17 protein-coding genes and 1 CRISPR repeat array are annotated in these 24139 nt (G+C 38.5%); of the genes, 11 read left to right on the top strand and 6 right to left on the bottom strand.

What is annotated here, in order from left to right; all coding sequences use genetic code 11:
• Positions 1-37: 37 nt before the first annotated feature.
• A CRISPR array of direct repeats spans positions 38-4192; the repeat unit is 36 nt; unit sequence GTTTCCATTAATTCCGATTTGAAGTAATCGGGAAAG.
• Between the two features lie 218 nt (positions 4193-4410).
• The 3 genes from cas2 to PN471_RS00745 all read right to left on the bottom strand — a co-directional run bounded on the left by cas2 (position 4411) and on the right by PN471_RS00745 (position 7111).
• Entirely contained in the window at positions 4411-4686 is a 276-nt protein-coding gene (cas2, locus tag PN471_RS00755; RefSeq protein ID WP_039202338.1) for a CRISPR-associated endonuclease Cas2, read from the bottom strand.
• A gap of 284 nt (positions 4687-4970) precedes the next feature.
• Entirely contained in the window at positions 4971-6158 is a 1188-nt protein-coding gene (cas1, locus tag PN471_RS00750) for a CRISPR-associated endonuclease Cas1 (RefSeq protein WP_271775265.1), read from the bottom strand.
• A 17-nt stretch (positions 6159-6175) separates the two neighbouring features.
• Positions 6176-7111, bottom strand: coding sequence for a reverse transcriptase domain-containing protein (locus PN471_RS00745; RefSeq protein ID WP_271775264.1), 936 nt, complete (start codon positions 7109-7111; stop codon positions 6176-6178).
• 143 nt (positions 7112-7254) lie between these two features.
• Between PN471_RS00745 and PN471_RS00740 the strand changes: the two genes are divergently transcribed.
• The gene (locus PN471_RS00740) at positions 7255-8289 is read left to right on the top strand and encodes a M48 family metallopeptidase (protein ID WP_271775263.1); all 1035 of its coding nucleotides are present in this window, start codon (positions 7255-7257) and stop codon (positions 8287-8289) included.
• 70 nt (positions 8290-8359) lie between these two features.
• Here the strand turns inward: PN471_RS00740 and PN471_RS00735 are convergent, their stop codons facing one another.
• On the bottom strand, positions 8360-9847 hold the full coding sequence (locus tag PN471_RS00735) for a TIGR03985 family CRISPR-associated protein (RefSeq protein WP_271775262.1): 1488 nt from the start codon (positions 9845-9847) through the stop codon (positions 8360-8362).
• Between the two features lie 654 nt (positions 9848-10501).
• Between PN471_RS00735 and PN471_RS00730 the strand changes: the two genes are divergently transcribed.
• The 10 genes from PN471_RS00730 (at position 10502) to proC (ending at position 20704) form a co-directional block, all read left to right on the top strand.
• Entirely contained in the window at positions 10502-12208 is a 1707-nt protein-coding gene (locus tag PN471_RS00730; RefSeq protein WP_271775261.1) for a Cas10/Cmr2 second palm domain-containing protein, read from the top strand.
• On the top strand, positions 12193-13188 hold the full coding sequence (locus tag PN471_RS00725) for a type III-B CRISPR module-associated Cmr3 family protein (protein ID WP_271775260.1): 996 nt from the start codon (positions 12193-12195) through the stop codon (positions 13186-13188). Before PN471_RS00730 ends, PN471_RS00725 begins: the two co-directional genes overlap by 16 nt.
• A gap of 1 nt (position 13189) precedes the next feature.
• On the top strand, positions 13190-14044 hold the full coding sequence (cmr4, locus tag PN471_RS00720; protein ID WP_271775259.1) for a type III-B CRISPR module RAMP protein Cmr4: 855 nt from the start codon (positions 13190-13192) through the stop codon (positions 14042-14044).
• Between the two features lie 4 nt (positions 14045-14048).
• Positions 14049-14462: a hypothetical protein gene (locus PN471_RS00715; protein ID WP_271775258.1), complete on the top strand. Its 414-nt coding sequence runs from the start codon at positions 14049-14051 to the stop codon at positions 14460-14462.
• Complete coding sequence (locus PN471_RS00710) at positions 14452-16065, top strand: hypothetical protein (RefSeq protein WP_271775257.1); 1614 nt, start codon at positions 14452-14454, stop codon at positions 16063-16065. Before PN471_RS00715 ends, PN471_RS00710 begins: the two co-directional genes overlap by 11 nt.
• Positions 16066-16068: 3 nt before the next feature.
• Positions 16069-17469: a hypothetical protein gene (locus PN471_RS00705; protein WP_271775256.1), complete on the top strand. Its 1401-nt coding sequence runs from the start codon at positions 16069-16071 to the stop codon at positions 17467-17469.
• Positions 17470-17915: 446 nt separating this feature from the next.
• Positions 17916-18194, top strand: coding sequence for a transcriptional coactivator PipX (gene pipX, locus PN471_RS00700; protein WP_027402694.1), 279 nt, complete (start codon positions 17916-17918; stop codon positions 18192-18194).
• Complete coding sequence (locus PN471_RS00695) at positions 18191-18859, top strand: YggS family pyridoxal phosphate-dependent enzyme (RefSeq protein WP_271775255.1); 669 nt, start codon at positions 18191-18193, stop codon at positions 18857-18859. Before pipX ends, PN471_RS00695 begins: the two co-directional genes overlap by 4 nt.
• A gap of 366 nt (positions 18860-19225) precedes the next feature.
• Positions 19226-19828 (top strand): cell division protein SepF, encoded by a 603-nt coding sequence (locus tag PN471_RS00690; RefSeq protein ID WP_193895620.1) that lies wholly within the window; start codon positions 19226-19228, stop codon positions 19826-19828.
• A gap of 54 nt (positions 19829-19882) precedes the next feature.
• Positions 19883-20704: a pyrroline-5-carboxylate reductase gene (proC, locus tag PN471_RS00685; protein ID WP_271775266.1), complete on the top strand. Its 822-nt coding sequence runs from the start codon at positions 19883-19885 to the stop codon at positions 20702-20704.
• Positions 20705-20934: 230 nt separating this feature from the next.
• Here the strand turns inward: proC and PN471_RS00680 are convergent, their stop codons facing one another.
• Both PN471_RS00680 and hslO read right to left on the bottom strand, forming a co-directional pair.
• Complete coding sequence (locus PN471_RS00680; RefSeq protein ID WP_271775254.1) at positions 20935-23010, bottom strand: chromosome segregation ATPase; 2076 nt, start codon at positions 23008-23010, stop codon at positions 20935-20937.
• A gap of 141 nt (positions 23011-23151) precedes the next feature.
• Positions 23152-24057 (bottom strand): Hsp33 family molecular chaperone HslO, encoded by a 906-nt coding sequence (gene hslO, locus PN471_RS00675; protein ID WP_193895614.1) that lies wholly within the window; start codon positions 24055-24057, stop codon positions 23152-23154.
• Positions 24058-24139: the final 82 nt, after the last annotated feature.

The following is a 24139-nucleotide window of genomic DNA, read 5'->3' as shown; positions in this document are numbered from 1 at the left end:
GAAAGCATGTGATGACGGGTTGCCCTGCCCCAATGACGTTTCCATTAATTCCGATTTGAAGTAATCGGGAAAGACGCCAATGCCACCTCGCGAGGTGGGGATTCAACCGTTTCCATTAATTCCGATTTGAAGTAATCGGGAAAGTCTTTTAAACGCCTTCAGCAATATGTTAGACATAACGTTTCCATTAATTCCGATTTGAAGTAATCGGGAAAGTTTCTTGAATCAACTAAATTCTAGTCAACCTGATTGTAAGTTTCCATTAATTCCGATTTGAAGTAATCGGGAAAGTCAAGAGAACGCAGGGCTTTATTTCCTTTTAAATCCAGTTTCCATTAATTCCGATTTGAAGTAATCGGGAAAGAACACCGGTGGAAACGTGTATGAAACCAGTAATATTCCGTTTCCATTAATTCCGATTTGAAGTAATCGGGAAAGCATCACTCACCCTCGGGGTGATGCTGATGTTCCATCTTATCAAGTTTCCATTAATTCCGATTTGAAGTAATCGGGAAAGTTGATGCGGAGTGGGTTGTATCAAACTGTCCACACGTTTCCATTAATTCCGATTTGAAGTAATCGGGAAAGGTAGGCGGCTTTGACATTGAAATCGACAACCCCGGTTTCCATTAATTCCGATTTGAAGTAATCGGGAAAGCCTTCATTTTGCTACGCTTCTGGCATATCCCTAGAGAGTTTCCATTAATTCCGATTTGAAGTAATCGGGAAAGAGCTGTTATTGTTTTTGGTTTTTCCGCAGCTCCTGCTGTTTCCATTAATTCCGATTTGAAGTAATCGGGAAAGTTTAGAAAATTATTTAGTCCAAGGAGGACTTTATCATGGTTTCCATTAATTCCGATTTGAAGTAATCGGGAAAGAATAGAGGCAGGGGCCGTAGCAGCAGAAACAACACCGTTTCCATTAATTCCGATTTGAAGTAATCGGGAAAGGGCGGACGCAAACTCCAATTCCACCTCCCGAGTTTCCATTAATTCCGATTTGAAGTAATCGGGAAAGACCGCAAATAGCAACGGAACCCGAGTGCCATCTACCCCGTTTCCATTAATTCCGATTTGAAGTAATCGGGAAAGGATGGAGCTGAAAAATCCATCGAGATCATCCGGGAACGTTTCCATTAATTCCGATTTGAAGTAATCGGGAAAGGCGAACCCAGCACAAGCTGAAGTCTGTGACGACCTGTTAGTTTCCATTAATTCCGATTTGAAGTAATCGGGAAAGATTCCTGAATTAGCTAAGTTTGTTGTTGGTATCTCTGGTGTTTCCATTAATTCCGATTTGAAGTAATCGGGAAAGGACGCTACCACGAACACAACCAGCTCTCGTACTCCATCTAGTTTCCATTAATTCCGATTTGAAGTAATCGGGAAAGTGGAGTTGGCGTCGCAGGTTTCGGTGTCAACATAAATGTTTCCATTAATTCCGATTTGAAGTAATCGGGAAAGCTACAACCAAGAGGTTCGCCCTACAGCAACCTCTGACGTTTCCATTAATTCCGATTTGAAGTAATCGGGAAAGGGAAAAAAGATAAACGAAACTGACGTTATAACTAATAGGGTTTCCATTAATTCCGATTTGAAGTAATCGGGAAAGTTTCCCCCGCCCCCGTCGGTGGTGGGGGGTAGCCCGTGTTTCCATTAATTCCGATTTGAAGTAATCGGGAAAGCGGATGCCCAGTCAAATTCCAGCTCCAAGCTAGAGTGTTTCCATTAATTCCGATTTGAAGTAATCGGGAAAGATTATCTTGAAAAAAAGAAAATATGTGCAAAAGACCGTTTCCATTAATTCCGATTTGAAGTAATCGGGAAAGTGGTCTGCTTCTGCGGCCCCTTTGGGGCAGGTAAAACAACGGTTTCCATTAATTCCGATTTGAAGTAATCGGGAAAGAGTGCCGATTACTCTGGCTATCTTGTCAAGACCCCTGGTTTCCATTAATTCCGATTTGAAGTAATCGGGAAAGGGATACTCCCTGCGGTCCTGCCGCGTAGGCGGCTTGTTTCCATTAATTCCGATTTGAAGTAATCGGGAAAGACCTGCAAAGTCAATGGATTTTTTACCCCGACGATCCAGTCGTTTCCATTAATTCCGATTTGAAGTAATCGGGAAAGAGGGTTTAAACTTAAACATTCCTAGCGTTGAGAAAGGTTTCCATTAATTCCGATTTGAAGTAATCGGGAAAGTTGCAGCAAACTAATCAGTACGAGGTCCGCCCCTCTGCGAGTTTCCATTAATTCCGATTTGAAGTAATCGGGAAAGGGTGATTCTAAGTCTGACGCAAGCGCAAATCCCACCCAGTTTCCATTAATTCCGATTTGAAGTAATCGGGAAAGTTAGTGAAGGCTGCGACCCTCAATGCGGAAAGCAAAAGTTTCCATTAATTCCGATTTGAAGTAATCGGGAAAGGCGGAAGGTTGCGGTGATTTGCTACCCTGCCCCACAGAGTTTCCATTAATTCCGATTTGAAGTAATCGGGAAAGCGAGCGTGATGCTGTTTTCTATCTGATTAAAAAACGTTTCCATTAATTCCGATTTGAAGTAATCGGGAAAGCGGTGCCATTATCTCGCCAGACAACGCGCGTGATGATAGTTTCCATTAATTCCGATTTGAAGTAATCGGGAAAGGTGGTTGTCGTACTCCGCCAAGGCGGGGTTATTGTGTTTCCATTAATTCCGATTTGAAGTAATCGGGAAAGGAGAAACAAAAATTGGGCATCCTGAGCCGGAGTTTCTGATTGTTTCCATTAATTCCGATTTGAAGTAATCGGGAAAGGTACGCAGAAAGCAACCCGGTAACCACCGGTACGCACAGTTTCCATTAATTCCGATTTGAAGTAATCGGGAAAGATTGATGTTGTATCAGAGATAGTTTTGTGTGCACAAAACTATGTTTCCATTAATTCCGATTTGAAGTAATCGGGAAAGGAGGGCTGCGACCCTCAATGCGGAAAGCAAAACCTCAGTATGTTTCCATTAATTCCGATTTGAAGTAATCGGGAAAGCCTCTTAATGGCTAAGATCGCTACCGGAGATCTCCCCCGTTTCCATTAATTCCGATTTGAAGTAATCGGGAAAGAACCGCCACACCCTGCACAGACTGCGGAGGCGGCACAACAATCGTTTCCATTAATTCCGATTTGAAGTAATCGGGAAAGCCTGCTAACCAAAAAGCAGAGTTAACTTTGTATGGAAAGTTTCCATTAATTCCGATTTGAAGTAATCGGGAAAGACCTGTAGCTAACTTAGATGAGATTGCTGTTGAACGTTTCCATTAATTCCGATTTGAAGTAATCGGGAAAGTCGGTTATTTTGTTTAGTTTTTAGTCCCAGGAGGAGTTTCCATTAATTCCGATTTGAAGTAATCGGGAAAGTATTTGAGGACTTTATCATGTCTAAGAAGAATTTTATGTTTCCATTAATTCCGATTTGAAGTAATCGGGAAAGGGGCACCGCTGCCCGGATCGCTGAAAACCACGAGTTTCCATTAATTCCGATTTGAAGTAATCGGGAAAGTTATCAAACTGCTTCTGCGGGTGCGCTCACCCCAGAGCGTTTCCATTAATTCCGATTTGAAGTAATCGGGAAAGTTCTAGTTCCAAGGTGGAATCAAAAAACAATAGCTACAAGTTTCCATTAATTCCGATTTGAAGTAATCGGGAAAGTAAGATGCGGGGGGTTCCAGTCCCGAGACGGGCAGGAAAGTTTCCATTAATTCCGATTTGAAGTAATCGGGAAAGTGCGGTACGGGCGTGGATCCAGGCGAATCGGCATCGTTTCCATTAATTCCGATTTGAAGTAATCGGGAAAGGAAAATGCCTATAGACGTCTTTACTTCCCTCCAGAGTTTCCATTAATTCCGATTTGAAGTAATCGGGAAAGAATCTGCCAAGATTTTACGGAGAACAATCAAGAAGTTACCGTTTCCATTAATTCCGATTTGAAGTAATCGGGAAAGAACATATCAGTAGAAATGAGGTTCAATAAGAGAACACGGTTTCCATTAATTCCGATTTGAAGTAATCGGGAAAGGGTGACAGGTTTCTGTTTTTCCGTTTAAGGTTCTTTGGTTTCCATTAATTCCGATTTGAAGTAATCGGGAAAGGGGTGATCGCACCCATTTAATCCCGGAAGAATGGGAAGCGTTTCCATTAATTCCGATTTGAAGTAATCGGGAAAGAGTTCGTCTAGCAGCCCTGACCCAGTAAGGGTTTCAGACCGCAAATCGACACACCTCTAAAAAAGATTGTACACCCAGCCGAAAAATTAATCAAACACATACCTCAAACCCTTACACAGCAAGCCATCGACACACCTCAACGAAAGAATAGGGGTTTCGGCGATTTGCTGAGGTGTGTAGATAGTCATGATACAAAACCTCCTAAAAAAGCCTCAAACCTAGATGACATAATAGTTTGGGGGTGGTTGGGGTGCTTCACCACCGATTATTAACACCCTCTCAACAGCTTCTTGGGATATCCAATAAAACCGCACACTATCCTCCGCCGGTTTAACTAACTTTCTCACATTTATATAAAGTTGTCGCATTTCCTCCAAACTCAAAAAACACTCAAACACAGAAAACTGAACTCTTCGCCCATAACCTTCTAGAAAATTGGATAACTTCGTGCGCCTTTTATCATCAGGAATATCATACACAACAACGACTAGCATTTAGCTCAATAGAAAGTATGAATTAATAAAACCATAACTTAGTTTACAGGTAATAAAGCGGTATGCACTTGAATGAGATACAGTCATAAGCCCCCTCCTTGGTTGCGGGAGGGGGTTGGGGGTGGGGTTCTTGTATTTCACTCAACCAATAACCGCCATATAATACTATTTAACAAACAATATTGAAATTTTTGTTTTTAAGTTCCGTTATAGGGTTTAGCAATGCTAAACCCCTACAGTATTTTTCTGGAAAATCAGCGATTTTTAATTAATTTTAACACAAATTATGCAGGTCTTAAAAACGCTGTATATGGAATGCCTGATAATAAACAGCGTTTATATCTTCTGACTTGTAATTGAATTGCATGACGGTATGTAACCTGAGATTGTAAATCAGGATGGGATGTTTCCTCATTCATTCTAGCTTCAAATTTTTGCAGAAAAATCCGCCGTGCTGATTGATTGAGATATACTCCTCCTGTACTATCTAAAATGTCAAAACCTTGGGTTTTAAACACAGAATTGTTAATAATTTTTAAAACCAAACTATCAACGATAACAGACCGAAATTCCTCCATTAAATCAAAAGCCAAATAGGATTTTTGTCTTTCTCCATAGTGAAAATTACCGATATATGGCGAAAGTCCTTCAGCCACAATAAAACTCATGACATTATTCAATAACAGCGTATAACCAAAACTTAAGAGAGAATTGATCGGGTCTGTAGGTGGTTGACGATTGCGGAGAGAAAATTGAAAATTGGGGTTAGTAATTAACTGTCCAAAAGCAGGAAAATATCTTGCGGCTGTAATGCCTTCATAACCGCGTAAAGAATCTAAATTATCAACTAATTCTAAAGATTCAATATCTTTGCTGATGCCATATATTGCCTGATCTACTGCTGCTATTTTGCGCTTGCGATTAAAGCGCATTAATAGCTGTTTAGAGTTAGTTAATTTTCCATAAACGATTGCCCTTGATACTTGAAATTGAAAATAATTATCATCGCGTCGCCGCATTTGGGTGAGATGATTGTCTATATTTGTAGATTCTTCACTGGCTAAATGTCCGTGATATTGACCCAATTGATTGAGAAACAGTACACCAATTTTTTCTTTTAAACAAGCATTAATTACTGGTGTAGAAAGTTGGATATTGCCAAAAATCATGATTTGTTCGACCTCACGAATTGGTATTTCCAGTTTTGGTTTTTCGCTGACATGAATAATAAACCGGAGGTGGTCTTTATAGATACTTGTTCCTTGTTCGAGCAGATAAATTGCAGCCATTTCCTGATTCCAAATATTCTTTTGTAAAGGACTATTTTTATCATCACCATCATCAGAGATAATTTCCCTGTCTGTAGTGATATCTGTCTCCCCTAAATAAGGTTGATGGAGAAATGCAACTTGATGTTGTTGTTCTTGTTCTAAAATTTCTAGTTCTTGGTTTGTTTCTATATCTAACTGCAACCCCTCAATTTGCGGTGCTAATTGGCGCGGAGGAGTTTTTTTTTACGTTGCTTTGATTGTGCTTGAGAAACTGAGTTATTTGTAGATTTGGTGCGGTTGGTATCAATGGGAAAAATCGCATTATCTATAAATCCATGACCGAGAAAACAGAATCCATGCTCAAAATTAGTAATTCTAGTTTTTTCAGGATGTATCTCTAAACCCATCCCAGCTAATAAATTGATAATTTCTGCTTTAGCTGCCAAAATTTCTGCTTCGGTACGCGCTAAAACCACAAAATCATCAGCATAACGCACAAGTTGTAAATTACTGTCCGTGATCATTTCATCAAACTCGTGCAGGTAAATATTAGCTAAAATTGGTGAAATGACTGCACCTTGAGGAATACCTTTTTGAGATAAAATTAAACCCGCATCGGTTTGTACACCCACCGATACCCAAGATTTAATCAAACATAAAATACCCGGATGATCGAGATGTAGTCTAATTTGTTGTAATAAGCGGGAATGTTCGATATTATCGAAAAATTTGACGATATCAGCATCGAATACCCAAACATAACCTTCATCGCGCAAATCGGCGATTTTTTCCACTGCATTCAAATAGGATAAATTGGGACGATAGGCAAAACTCGCACTCGAAAATTTTACCTCCAAGACGGGATAAAATACATTTAATAACGCTTGTTGAACAATGCGATCGCGTACTGTTGGTATTTTTAATTCTCGTACATTACCATTACGTTTGGGTATGACAACTTGTTTGCAAGGTAGAGGTTTATAGCTACCATTGGCAACTGTATTGCGTAATTCATAGATATTCAATGCTTGATTGCGAGCAAAATCATCAATTGTTTCTCTATCAATACCCGCACAGCCGCGTTTTTCTGCAACTTTTTCCCAAGCGCGTTGAAAATTGTGCAAAGCCAGAAATTCACTGATTATTCTTTCCATAAAACCAATTGGATTTGGAATTTTTGATTGATAAAATCCAGATTTTAGTTTAGTTTCTGCTTGGAAACGCGGGTTTCCATAGGGATGATAAGTTACAGCATCGAGAATTACCTGGCTGTAATTTATCTGAAAGGAGTCAAGGGATGAGATTTAAAAATGCTGGCGGTAATTTAGCCGTAATTGCGATTATGTCGCTATTTTGTTTGGCAGTTTTGATTTATGGTTTGTGTGCGAGTTATTACGGTTTACTGTTATTTCAAAAGGGGGCATTAAATTTTGTTCTGGGGTTGTTTTTCTTGATTTGTATTGGGTTCCCTAGTCTTTATTGGGTTGTCACTACAAGTTACCGATACTTTTCCGCAGTTCCTACTTACATCAATCAAAGAAAGATTCGGGTGATTAATCCCTTTTTAGTAGATGAAAAAGGGCTGTATTCAGACACAGAAAGATGGTTATGTAACACAGTTAGAGATATTGCGATCGCTGAAAATATCCCCAAAACTCCTGTCGTGGGAATTGAATTGTGTGATGATAATCCCAATGCTTATGCAGTTGGTGCTACTCGTTCCTATTCAATGGTAGTGGCAACTACAGGTTTAATTCAAAATTTAACTCAGGAAGAAATAGCTGCGGTTATGGCTCATGAAATCGGTCATATTGCTAACCTAGATACAATGGCAAAAACCTTACTTTCTGCAACTTGGGGTGGGGTAATGATGACTCTTTTTACACCCATGCTGTTGGTTGTTTGGTATCTAGGTAGATTTGCAGCTTTATTAATGTTAATTGCCGGTTTAATCTACGGTTTGTTAGGAAATTGGCAACACGCAACCGGCTTTTTTATTGGTGTTGTAATTTGGCTGGTATTAATGTTATTACCATCAATAACCCAACTTTTAGTAACATTACTGACCTTTTGGCACAGTCGTTGGCGAGAATATCATGCCGATGCTGTGGCTGCAAGACTCACCAGTGTTGACGCAATTGTATCAGCGCTCGCAACCTTGGATAAACTTCCCTTCCAACCACCAAAAAAGAACCGTCAAGAGATGTCAACTTTATGGATACGAGTGGAAATGAAAGAAGAAACCGGGGTTTTTCATTGGTTAAAATATACCCATCCACCAATTCATAAACGAATTGAAGCCTTAAGACGAGGATTTTATATTAAAACATAGGGGTACGAGAGGCGAGATCCCCGACTTCTTTAAAAAATCGGGGATCTGAGATTCCGTGTTTTTTCGCAACTCAATTAGGATTGCCATAGCATTCGTAAAATGTATAGGCTTGGCGAATATTATTGGCAATATGTTTTCGTAATTCCATCGGTAATAACACCTCAACATTAGCACCCCAAGCAAGCAAACGCATAATGATATTATTATCATTGGCGCGATAGATGACACTGTAATAAGCATCATCAGGATATTTTTTTATAATACTATTTAATAATTTTTCTTCCTGGGGATTACTTGTATAGTGATGAATTATTTGTGCTAGTTTGGCAGGTGATTTTATACAAGTAAAGGTGTTATGACGAAAGGTATTTTGGATGTAGCGTTGGTGATAATCATAGTTAAATCTCAGCAACATTAAGCGCGGAGGTTTATTTATTTCAAATCCCCAAGCAGTGCTGATTTCTTTTTCTACATCATCTGGTTCTGGTAGTTGATTATTGAGATATTTATCTAATAGTTGTGGGGGAATAGTTTGATTTGACCAATCCACCAATGTGAATGATTTAATCCGTTCCAAACGATAAATGTACCAATTTACATCACCTTGAGGATTTAACCCATAACCACAAAGATATTTTGCCCTTTGTAGGTAATAAATACACACCGGATAAACCAGACATTTTTGATCACCATAATGAGCGCTACCATAGTTTAAAAATATTGGTTTAATTTCCCGACTTTGCCAATTTTCTTGTAATTGCTCTTGTAAATTATCAGTATTAAGCTGGTTATCTTCAGATAAAATATAATCTACGTGCAGAAATATCCGCCGAGTTCCGTAAACTTCCTCAGAAATTTTATCGGCAATTGGTGCTAATTTGGGGTCGAGAAAACTCAACATATCCAAAGCTTGGGCTAAATCTGCCATTTCAGTAGGATTCAATTCGGGAAAAACTCCACTCGAATCTATTGGCTTTTTAGCAACTTTGGTACACAACCAATCGGGTAATTTATCTACTCGATAGATAATATTTTGTTTTTGAAATAGGGATGTTTCACATTTTAGACATCCTTTGGTGATCAAAGCATTGATATCCGCCTGTAGACTTTTTCTCACCTTAGCAAATAGCCGATGGCGAATTACTTTAGTAGCTGTTTGTGGCGATATATAAATATATTTTTGTAAGTCTTCTAGCCACTCATCAATATTAATATTATAAAATCGTAACCAATCAACAGTCGTTTTGTAACAGGGACAAAGGAGATGATGGGGTTTAAATATTTCGTCGTTTTTCTCTAACAAACGGCCAAGGGGATGTCCCGAGTTAAATGATGCTTGCAGAGACAACATATCTTGATCAAAAAAGTATTCAGTCCATTGATTGAAGGTTATACCACTATAGCGATCGCACTGGCAATTTTGGCTTGCTTCTCCATAAAACCAGTTGATTAAAACCCAGCGTCGCATTGCTGTAATTAGGTTTTGGCTCTGATTAAGCGAACCATCCACTAATCGCTGGAGGATGAAGAAGTGGGGAAATAATTCAGGTAGATGCATTGCGAATTCCCTCTGTTGTGCGTGCAATCGGACAAAATGGGTTTATTCTTATTTGTTTTTATTATTGTTGGGGAAGAGTAGGAAATCGTCTGTTTGTGATGCGATTGACGAATTTTATTAATCCAATTATGCTCCTCCACATGGTTAGTGGAGACCATTTCAATCACTACAGCAGGGATAGAGTTAATGTACTACGTAGCGAAAGTAGATTTCCCACTACCAGGGACACCGATTAGGGTGTGACAGATGGAAGGGGTGGACATTTTTTTCAATACTCAATAAGTCTTATTGAGTATTGTCTGCATTTAATAAAGCTGAAAGTCTAGTGTTTTCAAGCGAATCACGAATTTATTACCACATTGCCCCAGTAAATTTCGTCATTCGCATGAACAGTGGCTTACATCCAGTTTTTTACTGATAAGATAAAACCACAACGTAAATCTGCTCACCTTTACATAGTCACAAATATAGACAATTTTCTTAATATATTGTTGACTTTGTAAATAAATCAGCATTTCTGACCCTTTAATTTAGCGATTAACACGAAATCTACAGTTAGATAACAAGTAATTGTTACAAAGTATTTTCATGGTTAAAAAGTTAAATAAAAAGCGTGTATTGTTAAAATCAAGCGTATAAAGGAGATACAGCTACATGAATGAATACACGGCTGTTACTTTTGCCCCAGTTCAAGGGTTTATCGAGAAATCGCGTAAACTTCGAGACTTATATGGTGCATCTCTGATTCTCTCTTATCTGAGTCAGCAGCTAGTTTTGTATGTTGAAAACACTGAAGGATTAACATTAATTTCTCCAGCAATACCTAATTTACAAAAAGGAATGCCTAACCGCATTTTGATTAAAGGGGATGTTAGCAAAGACAAAGTAGAAGAAATTTTACTTTCTGGATGGAAGGACATATTAAAAGTTTGTCGAACTTGGACAGAGAATAAATTACCTGAATATCAATATCACTGGAACCGGGAATGGACACTTTGGGGAGTCCACACTTGGGAAATATTTCAAGGAAGTGGCCACAGTATCCAAGCAGCAATGGATGATTTAGAAACCCGTAAATTATGCCGTGATTGGAGTGCTGTAAATTGGATTGGTGAGAGTTCTAGCTTGACGGGTACTGATGGAATTGCATTTCCGGGTTTGGGTGCAGTAAACCGAAATCCTAAAACCTTAAATTATGGTTTAGAAGATGATAAAATCAAGGAATTTTATACAAAATTAGCGCGAAAATTAGATAATTGTCCAGATTATCAAGAACCAGAAGGTAAATTTATTGCACCTAATGAAAAATTGAGTATTCCTGAATTAGTAAAAAGGCTAGTTACCTTACCAGAAATAGCCAACTTAATCAGTAAAGACAAATCAAAAGATGAAAAGTTAGAACAACTCAAAGGTTTTCAAGAAATTGATAGAAAACCAGATCCTAGTAAGAATATACCTGGACAATGGACAGGTTGGTTTATGGGAGATGGTGATAAAGTTGGAGATCATTTAAAAGATTTAGCTAAAAAAGACAATGGTAATGATAAAATTCACCAATTTAGTGATGCAATCAGAAAATGGGGTGAAGAATTTTATGATAGTTTTCCAAAGAAATTAGGCAGTATAGCTAATGCTATTACTATAGAAGATCCACAAAAAAATAATGTATTTCCTGAAAAATTAGGAAGAATAGTTTATGCAGGAGGAGATGATTTTCTTGGCATAATTTATAATCCAGATTTTTCCAAAAAACCTCATCAAAAAATATCAGGTTTTGTTGCTTATGAATGGTTACTAACTTTAAAAAAGAAATGGGAGGAACATAAACAGGATATTACTGTTAGTGTCGGTTTTGTTTGGGTTGGAGGTAGTGTACCCCAACGAGACGTTTTACAACATTGTCGAGAAGCGGAGAAAGTAGCCAAATCTTTAGGACGAGATAGAGTTACTATTCGGGTGGTTTTTAATAGTGGTCAATATGTGCAGTGGACTTGTCCCTGGGATTATTTGGATATTTTAATCAAGTATCAAGATAGGGAAAAACAGTCAAATTGGAGTCACATTTATCAAGACTTAGCACATTTAGAATCCCGTCGAGTATTTGATATTGAAAATGCCGATGAAGCACGTATTGTTAAACAAACAGCTTTGCAATTTTTTGAGCTTTACTTTCCCGGTGAAGGTCAGAAGTTAATCACCGATATAAAGGATGGAAAAAATATAAATGATAAAAAGAATGAACTAGCAAAAAAACTAGCTGGTTTTAGTGATGATAGCGATGAAATTGATCGCTCAAAATCTATCGTAAATTGGATTACAGATTTAGTTAAAGTAGGTTGGCATTTATGTTCAAATACCTAATTAGCATTGACCCTTTAGGGTTGATGTATGGAAGTGCTGGGGCGTTTTTATCACCAGAGAATTTAGTCGGTCGTTCTGGTGCTAAATTTCCCCCCGATGCTGCTACATTAGCAGGTTTAATGTTTAGTATTAACAAGATCAATAAAGAATATTCTCAAGAAATATTGAGAGATAATCTTTATGTCACCGGTCCATTTTGGGCAAAATTAAATAACAAACAAAATTTTTTCGTTCCCATACCTTGGCATAAAATTATAGCCAAAAAAGGTACGAGAGAATGGGAAATCAAAAACAATGAATGGTACTTAGATAAAAATCTAGAAAAGTTAGAACCTGATTATCGTTGGCAAACTATTACATCTTGGGAAACAGCAGCACAAGAACTGAATAAACCCAAGAATAAACCTGATAAAATTGCTGATAATCCTTGGAAATTCGTTTCTTTTCTTCATCCCAAAATTCAAACAACTCAACGATGTACAGAAGATGCTAATGGACTATTTTTAGAAAACTCTGTACAAATTCCCGATGATGTTTGTTTAGTTTATTTATCAAACTATCCCATTGAAAATGGTTGGTATAAGTTTGGAGGTGAAAATCATATTGTCGAAATATCCTGTGACAAACTTAACTTAAGAATCATAGATATTTTAAATCAAAAAATTGGCAAATCTTTCGCTTTAATTACACCAGGGATTTGGGGTTCTAATCGAATATCTCACCGTCAACCTCACCATAATAATTTTCCTGAAACTATGCAGATGTTAACTGATAAACCAGTTCCCTATCGTTATCGTTCCCAAGGAACATTAGGAAGAGGACGTTACGCTGTTCCTGCGGGTAGTGTTTACGTTCTCAAAGAACCCATTAATAAACCTTGGTGGGAATGGGACGAAACATGGTTTCCCAAAGAAGGTTACAGTCTCAAAAAAGTCGGTTGTGGTTTGTGTTTACCAGTAGAAATTCAAGGAGTTAACTAAAATGTACAAAAAAGCCTACGGCATTATTGAAACCTTAGCACCACTTCATGTAGGTGCAACAGCAGGAGAAGAAAGCGGTAATTTAAACTTAATTTTCCGCGACCAATTTACCCAAACTGGGATTATTCCTGGTAGTTCCATTCGTGGTCGTTTGCGTTCAGAAACGCGTAATTCTCAAGGAGAAGATGACGCAAATTATTGGTATGGTAACGGTGCAGATGATGACAAAAATAACGAATCAATTGTTAAATTTGAGTATGCTTCTATTATTTGGATTCCCGTTTTTTGTCCCGGTCAACCGATAGTCTGGGTAAGCTGTCCCCGTTTATTGCAACGTTATAAAAGAATTGCTGGTGATAGTGTTCAAGTTCAAGTAGATGGTAAACCTAAATTTCTCAAAGACATCCAAATTCCTGATCCTTATACAGGTTCAACTAATCTTGTAGCTAAACAAGCAACAGGAGGTAAAAAAACCATCTTTTTTAATTTAGGTTTTTTAGAAATTAGCAAAACTAAAGACTTATCACCTTGGTTTCCTGACCTCAAAGAACAACCAGCAGTAATAGTAGATAATGCTGATATTGGGATGATTCATGATATGGCTTTATATCGTCAAAGTCGTGTGCGATTAAAACCAGATCAAAAAGTAGTTGATGGTGGTGGTTTTTTTAATACCGAAGCATTACCTGAAGGAACTATTTTAGTATTTCCTATTGCTATCAGAGAAGATAAATCTGAACAAGCCACTGATCAAAAATGGCAACCTTGCAAAACTGGAAACACAACAGATATTTATCTTGGTGGTTTAGAATCTATCGGCTTAGGTCACTGTGAATTAACCTTTAAAGGAGTATAAAAAAATGACTTGGAAATCCTATAATTTAGACCAAAAAGCACAAAAATTAGTCCTCATGTATCGGGATAAAAAGGGTGTAATTGGTCAATCTCATAAAATGCGAACTACTGTACCTTATGGTTTAGAACGTTTTTGGGGTGAACATTTACGACTGCTATCTAAAGAACCCGAAAAAGGTAAATATTGGCGTGAGACTTGGAAAACTTTTGTCGAAATTATGAAACAAGCAGGAATTAAACTTCCTGATGATCAAGTTGATGGAAGTAATACCCGACAAGTACAAGATTATGCAGCAAGATTATGGGAATTAGACATTGAAGATCAACGCATTTGTTTAGCGATTTTGACTCAATTTTGTGACAGTTTAGTTTGGTGGACTCAACGTTATAAAAAAGCAGGTGATAGCGATGCCGAATAGTAATGAAGTACCTTTAATGTTTCAAGCCCAAATTAGCGGCAGAGGACAAATTCAATACATTCAACAACCAGAACAGTCTAAAAGATGGGTTGATGAATGGAAGGAAGCAACAGATCAAAATTCACCCCAATTTAGTCATGAAGTAAAAACGAAAGAATATAAAATTACTTGGCGTTTTCTTTCTAATAGTGGTCAAGATGATGATTTTATCCGTCCTGTAATTGCTGCTAATGGATTTCCCTATTATCCTGGTGCAAGTATGAAGGGGGCATTTTTAAGACATTGTACCCGCGAACAAAAAATCAGATATTGTGGCTGTGAAATTAATAATGAAACACAACCAGGTATTTTGCGTTTTCATGGTGCATTTCCCAAAGATCATAGTTGGAAAGAGAAACCCTTAATAGATGTGGTTCATCCTCAACAAGATTGGCAAATTAAAAATAGTAATTCTCATGCTGCATTTTTGCAAATATCCCTTTATCAACCGACTTTAGTTTTTGGTATTTCTAGCACTATTGAACTAGATGATAGTGAGTGGGAAACTATTTGGAGTATTTGGGATAAAGCTATAGAAAGAGGTATTGGTTCTAGGGTAAGTGCTGGTTATGGTCAACCTATTAAACACTCAGAAACTAAACTCATTACAGTTAATTTGCAAGGACAAGGATTAGCATCACAATTAATAAATAAAAGTGGTGAATTTCGCCCTAATATGTTTAAGGCTGCCTTACGTGGTCATACATTGCGGTTATTTAGTGCTGTCACTGATGAAAATACAGCAGAAGAATTAACAAAGGAACTTTGGGGAGGGTTTGCAGGTGCTAAAGGTGCAATAGTTGGAGATTTGGGTATTGCGTTTAATGCTATTGACTTAGAACTAAATGAATTTACATACAGAAGAACTGTAAAAATGCCAATTTATGATTTACAAAAAGGCGTTTTATCTATTCTTTGTATGAAAAATTTTACAGAGGAATATAAGGATAAATTGAAAAAATTAGTGGTGCAAATTCTGAAGTTTTCCATGCTAATTGGTGGTTTTGGTAAATCATCCCGCAGGGTAGATCATAGGCTATTTTTACCAGACTATTTAGAACCTGGAAATAAACCCATGATTGGATGTCATTGGCAATTTATTGATAAGTCCAATGTCTATTATTTTCCCGTTGGTAAGATTGAAAATGTTACTAAGATTATTGATAGTGTGAAAACATCTGTGAATAATTGGTTAATATTTAAAGGGAAAACACCAACAGATAAAATTAGTTCATGGCGTGAATCTTTTCATTCACAAAAAGTACAAGTTTGGGGACGTATAGCAGAAGATGAATATGATAGTGTAGCCATAGATTGGTTTCATGGTAATTATCATGAAAATCAATCAATTAAAGGTTCTCAATTAACTGGAGGAATGGGAAATATTGGTAGAATTTACCATCGAATGTATCCACATCATATTAGAACATCGGAAGGAGAAATTAAACGTCGAGTTGGACAATATATTGAGTTATTAACTATCTTTCCTGATAGAAGTACAAACACACAAGAGTTTTTAGCCTTTTTACCTAAAAGTGGATTTACTAAAGTTTGGGGAGTGTAAAAAATGAGTATTTGGATTGTGACAACTGGTAATAGTGATGTTATCCTCAAGCATGATCAAACTTGGTCAATGTTATATGAACAAGCACTTGATAAATTGGAATGTTGGGAGTTTGCATCTGCTAATAAAATTGATATTTATGATCAAGATGCTGGATATACATTACCAGCAAGGGTATTAGGGATAGTATATCAAAATCAATTAGATGATTATTTTGATGATTTATCTTTTCCCCTGCTTGATGGTTTTACAGAATATTTAAAATCTAAAAATGACGATGAAAATTTGAGTGTAGATAAGATTATTTTGATTTTAACTAATCAAGAAAATGTTTTTGATTCAGAAATTGAAGATGCTAAATGTCCTTATTGGCAAGATACCTGTACATTAAAACCAATTTTAGAAAAGTATTTTGAACAAAAGTTTCCTAAGTTTAAAGGAGAGATTGAATATTTGGAATTAAAACCTAATTCTCCCGATGAAGGTTTAGACAACTGGGATAAATGTTTAATATTAGTTAATAGGTTATTCCAGAGAAATATCACAAATATAAATAATAAGAAAGAGAAGAAAAAAGACGATAAACAAAATAAAGTTTTCGTCAGTCATCAAGCAGGTACTCCGGCTATTTCTTCAGCAGTTCAGTTTGCAAGTTTAGCAAAGTTTGAAAAACAAGTAGAGTTTTTAGTCAGCAATGAATATCAAAAAGAAAAGGTGATTCCTATTTCTAGCTCAAATTATTTAAAGGGACTAAAATTACAAGAAGCAAAAGAATTATTAGATAGATATGATTATGATGGTGTTGGTAAAATATTTACTGAACTTTGGAAAAATCAATCTTTAACTGAACAAGAAGAGAAAATAAAAGAACTATTAGCAATGGCTATTTACTGGAATAGTGCTAATTTTGATGATTTTGCAAAAGCTAGAAGTGCCATAAATGAAGATGCTAAAAAACGTACTCAAGAATGGTGGTGGACAAGTTATGAAGCTGGTTATTTAGCAGTTATAAGATTAAGGCAAGGTAACTATGTGGAAGCATTGTTTCATAGTTTCCGGGCTGTTGAGGGGTTATTAAGATATATGGATAAAAATAAATATGAACACAAAGGGATTCATGATTTAGTGGAAATAGTTTTATTGGATTGGAAATTGAGTGATGATATAAAAATGTTTAAGAATTTTGCATCTAGAGAAAGAAATAATCTGTTTCATAATTTGCGAGGATTAAAACAAGACGAAGTATTTCAATCATGGAATACTAAAAATTATAGTGACTGGCAAAATCGGGTTAGAGGTTGCTTAAATTTTGTCACTAAACAACAATTTGACTCATTAGAAAAAGCCAGCCTCATGTCATCCCTACATGAAGAACTGAAGGTGGAAATTAATAGTTATGAATAACAACAAGATCCCCGACTTCTTAAAGAAGTCAGGGATCTGACTCTAAAATGATGTCATCTATTGTACTTGACTAAAAATTACCGCAAAAGTCATACAGTACAAGACTTTTACCACTGAAATACTATATGCCGGCTGGATAAATGTCCATCTTTGCGCCGTAGGCAGAGAATTGTGGCAGGATGGAAAGAAGCCTGTGCAACATCACAGACTCGCAAGGGTGTTGTTTTGCATGAAACCCTGTCAAGAAGATTGTTAGTTTCGCACTGTCAACGAAAAATTTGGCGGAAGGGATATACTATCCTCTGAATGTTAGTGAATTGCAGAACAAGTTATACCGGTTGTCAGTTGCATGAAAACATCCAGTTATCATCAAACTGATCCACCTTGATGACTTTCCAGCCTGTTCCCCGTTCTCGGCCATATATACTCCCTACCTTGACTAGGAAATGAATCCAGAAAACTCAGAAACTTACATAAATCATCCAACTTGGGGTTTACTCTATAGGATCTGTATGGTTGATGAGAACCAGGATCTGTTTACCACACTCTACGCCCAACGCTTATTTTTTTTGGTGACAACTGAGCTTAAAGTCCTGAAATTTCAGCCAATTGGCCGGACTGAGGCTAGGATGATGCTGGAAAATCGCCTCCGGACTTTGCGCCGCAGTGGTAATTCTCAGGAGTACGAGCAACTTCAAGGTGTATTTCAGCGCACATTCCAATGAGTAGTTCAATTAGCGATCGCTTCGCTCACATACACGCCTCACTCCCATCTACAGTGAGGTTGGTTGCTGTTACGAAAAGAGTATCTACTGAATTAATGCGGGAAGCATACACCGCAGGAATTCGTGATTTTGCCGAAAGTCGCATCCAAGAAGCTGCCAGTAAACAAGCCGAATTGCAAGATCTAGGGGATATTACCTGGCACTTGATTGGACATCTCCAAACCAATAAGGCCAGAAAAGCCTTAGAACTATTTTCATGGATTCACTCCGTTGATAACTTGCCACTGGCACAACGCTTAAATACCCTAGCGGCAGAACTGGGAGTGAATCCAAAGGTATGCTTACAAGTCAAAATTCTCCCCGACGCAAATAAATCTGGTTGGATAGTTCCAGAATTATTGGCTGACTTGGCAGCGCTTAACCAATGTCAAAATCTACAAATTCAAGGTTTGATGACAATTCCCCCGCAAGGTTTGACGGATGCAGAAATTTTAACAGTATTTAATACCACGTATGAATTAGCACAAACCATCCAATCACAAAATTGGCCAAATATCACCATGCAGCAATTATCAATGGGTATGTCTGGTGATTACCAGTTGGCAGTGCAAGCAGGAGCAACGATGGTACGATTAGGTACAATTTTGTTTGGTCAACGAGCTTAGATGTGGCTGTAGTCATACTTCTAAACAGCATGATTAACAATCGTTTGCGAATTTATAGTAAAGTATTGATAATTGTCAAAAAATATAATACTCTCATAAGTAATTCTTAATTGCAAAGGTGGTTATACCCCCCTTTATTTTTAATAATCGTTAGGCTACAATTCTAACTCAATGTTACAGATTCGTTAATGTGCAGGCGTTAACATCAGTATCTGTTGATAATTGGGAATTTGTACTAAAGGGTAAAATCAGTAGTACAATTACTACGTCAAACATCTACTATAGTTACGACTACTGCCTAGAAGGAACTTTAATGTAACTTATAGCCAGGAAAATTAGGGGAATTTTAATCCGGGAGCGTACAACATGAGTAATATATTTTCCAAACTCAGGGATTTTGTAGGGTTGAATGAGCAGGTAGAATACGAATACTACGAAGAAGAAGCTGATACAGCCAATAATTATCAAAACATTTATCAGCAAGAAAATCCCCAACCAGCACCACAGGAACCCACCCCTGCAAATCGGCGGTGGCGGGAAAATCCATCTACCAGCACAGAAGAAGTATCTGCAACAGTATCCAAACCTATGAGTAACGTTATTGGTATGCCAGGCGCAATTAATGGAATCTCTGAAGTTCTAGTTCTCGAACCTCGCACATTTGAAGAAATGCCCCAGGCAATTCAAGCCCTCCGGGAGCGCAAATCAGTAGTATTAAACTTGACCATTATGGATCCTGACCAAGCTCAACGTGCAGTTGACTTTGTTGCTGGTGGTACTTATGCCTTAGACGGACATCAAGAAAGAATTGGTGAAAGTATCTTCTTGTTTACCCCCAGTTGCGTGCAAGTTAGCACTCAAGGCGGTTTGATACATGAAGTACCTATCAGCCAAGCCCGTCCCGCCCGTCCCGCAGCTACAGCAGCAACTTCTACTTGGGGAAATGAACCCACTCGGATGGCACAATAGGGTTAAATTAGTCATTAGTTCTTATAATTAATTGACCACTAGTGACTAATGAAAATGAATATAAAATTTGGCTTAATTGGCGGTGGGGTAATGGGAGAAGCCCTATTATCCCGCCTTATTGCAAGTGGTATTTATCAAGGCTCAGAAATCATCGTCAGTGAACCCCAAGCTGAACGCCGCAGCTATTTGGAACAGAAATATGGGGTAGTTGTGACAACGGATAATAGCCTAGTGTTAGGGGAAGCAAAAACAGCGGTGATGTTGGCAATCAAACCCCAAATATTTACGGCTGTAGCCCAAGAATTAGCAGATATCCTACCAATAGAACATTCACCCTTGATTATTTCTATCCTGGCGGGGGTGACATTAAAACAATTAGAAGCGGCTTTTCCTCAAGTTCCCATAATTCGCGCTATGCCCAATACTCCCGCCACAGTGGGTGCAGGAATAACAGCAATTTCTTTAGGTGCTTATACTCATCCCCATCACCAACAAACAGCACAGCAGATTTTTACCGCTGTGGGGGAAGTTGTGGAAGTACCGGAAAGCCTGATGGATGCGGTGACAGGATTATCTGGTAGTGGACCGGCTTATGTGGCATTGATGATTGAAGCCCTAGCTGATGGGGGTGTGGCTGTGGGTTTACCAAGAGCGATCGCTAAACAACTAGCTGTACAAACAGTATTAGGAACGGCAAAACTGGTACAAGAAACCAAAATCCACCCTGCCGAACTCAAAGATCAAGTTACCAGTCCCGGTGGTACAACTATTGCCGGTGTCAGCACCTTGGAAAAAGCTGGTTTTCGTTCCGCTGTCATTGAAGCTGTTAAAGCCTCGAAAGAACGCGCTCAGGAATTGGGGAAGGGTGATAGGTAATAGGTGACAGGTGACAGGTGACAGGTGACAGGTGACAGGTGACAGGTAATAGGTAATAGGTAATAGGTGATAGGTAATAGGTGATAGGTAATAGGAAAGCAATACAGAAATTTCTGTCAATTAAAAAAATGTGCAGTTCCTTTTATTCAGGTACTTATCACTTTTACGATTAGACACTATTCTTACCCCCTCCTGCTCCCTGCCCCCTGCCCCCTGCTCCCTGCCCCCTGCTAATTAGGACTTGCTAAAGGCTCATTTTCTTGAACTGCTGGCATTTCCTCCGGTGTGGATTCTACAGAAGGACTGGGTGCTGATTTGGGAATCATAAACTGTCGCCAAGTTCTAATTTGTTCTTGAGCATCAGTATAAGCACCACTACCACGCGGAATCAATTTAGCTGTATCAATGGCTTTGACAACATCAACCTCACTTTGAGAACGTGCTATTTGCAACAATTGTTGACTCCATTGGTCAATGGCAATATTCACATCTAAACGCAAAGTGTTACGACTAGATACCCGATTTGCTAACTGAATAGCTTGAAGTAAAGCTTCTGGTGTGCCAGTAACTGCAACTTGCTTGGCTTTTTGCCAACTTTCTTTGGCGCGAATTTGGTCTTGCCAAGTATCTATAGAGGACTGAGCTTCACCAGATAAAGCGCGTCCTGAAGAGGCGATTTTTTGAGCTTCACTAATAGCCGTTGTCAAATTACCACTGTCGGCTAATGCCCTGGCTTGATCTAAGTATGGTTGATCTTGAATGCGCTCAATTTTGGCTGTCCATAGCCTAATCTTTTTGTTGGCCTCTGGATATAATGCTCGTCCAGAGCGAATTTGATTAAGTTCAGCGATCGCTGTTTGTAATGAGCTAACATCCTCGTTGATAGCTATTTGCTCCGCTCGATCTAGATATGGTCTATCTTCAATCGTCTCCACCTGACTACGCCAACGGCCAATTTCTTGACGGGCTTCTCTAGCCCGGGGATTATTCCCAGGAATTAATTGTACTTCCGAAATCGCTGCTGTTAAATCATTAACAGTGCCTTGACTAGCGAGATTCCGAGCTTTTTCTAACCGAGAAACATCTTGAATTTCTAATTGCCAACGGGCAATTAATTGTTGTGCTTCATTATAAATATCCCTAGAAGCATCTATTTGTTGAGCTTGAGAAATAGCCGTTTCTAACCCAGCCGTAGTCCCAATAAAAGCACTTCTTTGGGCTTCACCCAAAACCATAAAATCATCAACTTCAGCTTGCAATTCAGGAATAGAGGGAATTTGTCGGGCAATTTCCAATGCTTGATCAGCATTTCGCTCCTTCATTTTAGCCTGTGCTAATTTGAGCATTTTTCTAGCAAACCCAGATATTAACTCTTGGGCTTTTTGATACAGATAACTATCTGGTTTAATCGTCTCAGCTAATTTAATAGCTTTAAGTAAACTATCTAAATTGCGATTATTTGCTAAATTTTCTGCTTTGTAAAGTTTATCCCCATCTTCTCGTGCCGTAACAATAATGTTATTTAATTGATCATATTTAGTGCTTGCCCAATATTTATTATTGACCCGTAGCAATCTAGCCGTGAGCATAAAAGCTGATTGCCAATGTCGTTGGCGCAATTCTTTTTCCGCTTCTTGGTAAATTCCTTCCGCCTTTGACCAAATCCTTTGCCACTTTTGAATTTGCTCTTCTACTAGTTCACTAACCTTCACGTCAGTAGGAATTTTTCGGGCTGTAGCGATCGCTTCCTCCAAATTCCCCGCCTGGAAACTCTCATCCGCCAACTTGAGAACATCCCGTGACCATTCTTCCAAAAGACGGTTAATTTCGCCCCGCAAAGGATGATTTTCTGGTAATTGTTTAACCAGAGTAATTGCTTGGAGCAAATCATTAATAGTTTGCTTAGAAGCCGCCAACTGAGCGCAGTGTAGCCTTACTGACGCACTAGCTAAAGGCCAAAAAATTTGTGGACAATTAGGAGCAGTAGGTAACTTAAACAGCATGGATAAAGCTAGAAAACCCATGCTTCCAGGAATTAAAGTTAATCCCGCTGCCCAAACTACCCAATTTTTAGTCCAGGGCGGCATTTTCTCAATTAGAATATTGAGATTAAAAGTAGATTCTGAATTATCATTTATAGCCAAAATATCGCCATCTTGCTTTTTTCTTTGCTTCATAGACTGAGAATGAGAACCAATAGCAGCGGTATCAGCAGTTTGATGATTTTGTATGTAGTTAGGCTGAACCCCAATTGGTTCTCCTGCTTGGTCTGAAGACCAATTATCTGGAATATCCCGCTCTGTCATTGCTCACACCACACTAATTGAATAGCGATATGAAAGTAGATAGATCAATATAGATAATTTTATGTTTGCTATCCTCACTTTCCTATCTAAACAACCCATCCCTAACATTACTGTTTTTTGGGTTGAGTATGACTGGTGACATTAACCAGAAATTAAAGATTCTCTTTGTATATCTCCAATTAACTGAGTTAAATCATCACTACTTGCTTGATAGATATTACCGCAAAAGTCACAAGTAGCTTCTGCACCATCATCTTTCACAATCATGTCCTGTAGTTCCGCTTCTCCCAATATTTTCAGCGCCCCTAGCACCCGATCAAAAGAGCAGCCACAATGAAAGCGTAACATCTGACTTTCAGGAAATATGTTCAATCCCATATCTCCTAACAAATCGTTAAAAATTTCTGTCAGTGTTTTACCTGCTTGCAGTAATGGAGTAAACCCAGATAAAGCCCCAACCCGTGATTCCAATGTCGCCACTAGCTCCTCATCCCTAGCAGCTTTGGGTAACACCTGGATTAAAATTCCTCCCGCTGCCGTTACGCCCTGTTCTCCCACAAATACACCCAAAACTAAAGCCGAAGGAGTTTGTTCGGAACTTGCCAAGTAGTGAGCAACATCATCACCTATTTCCCCCGAAACCAGTTCTACTGTACTAGAGTAAGGATAACCATGACCGAGATCGCGGACTACATATAGAAAGCCTGCACCTACTGCCCCCCCAACATCTAGTTTACCCTTATGATTAGGTGGCAACTCCACAGATGGATTACCGACATAACCCCTAACAGTGCCATCTAAACCCGCATCTGCCAATACACCACCTAATGGACCATCGCCCTTAACGCGAACATTCACCCTAGAACCTGACCGTTTCATACTGGCAGCCATCAATAAACCAGCAGCCATAGTTCTTCCCAATGCTGCTGTTGCCACATAAGATAGTTTATGGCGTTGTCGAGCTTCTTCTGTTAACCGGGTACTAATCACACCTACAGCTTTAATCCCACCATCCGCCGCAGTCGCACGAATTAATTGATCTGCCATGAAAAACCTGACAATTCTTTACAAGATGACTTTTTTATTTTAAGTGGTTTCGAGTCAGGAGGTAAGAGGCAGGGGGCAGGGG

It is taken from the genome of Aphanizomenon sp. CS-733/32 (genome assembly GCF_028330045.1).
Taxonomy (GTDB): Bacteria; Cyanobacteriota; Cyanobacteriia; order Cyanobacteriales; family Nostocaceae; genus Dolichospermum; species Dolichospermum gracile.
The sequence above is the reverse complement of the archived record's forward strand: the minus strand, read 5'-3'. Positions and strand labels throughout refer to the sequence as shown.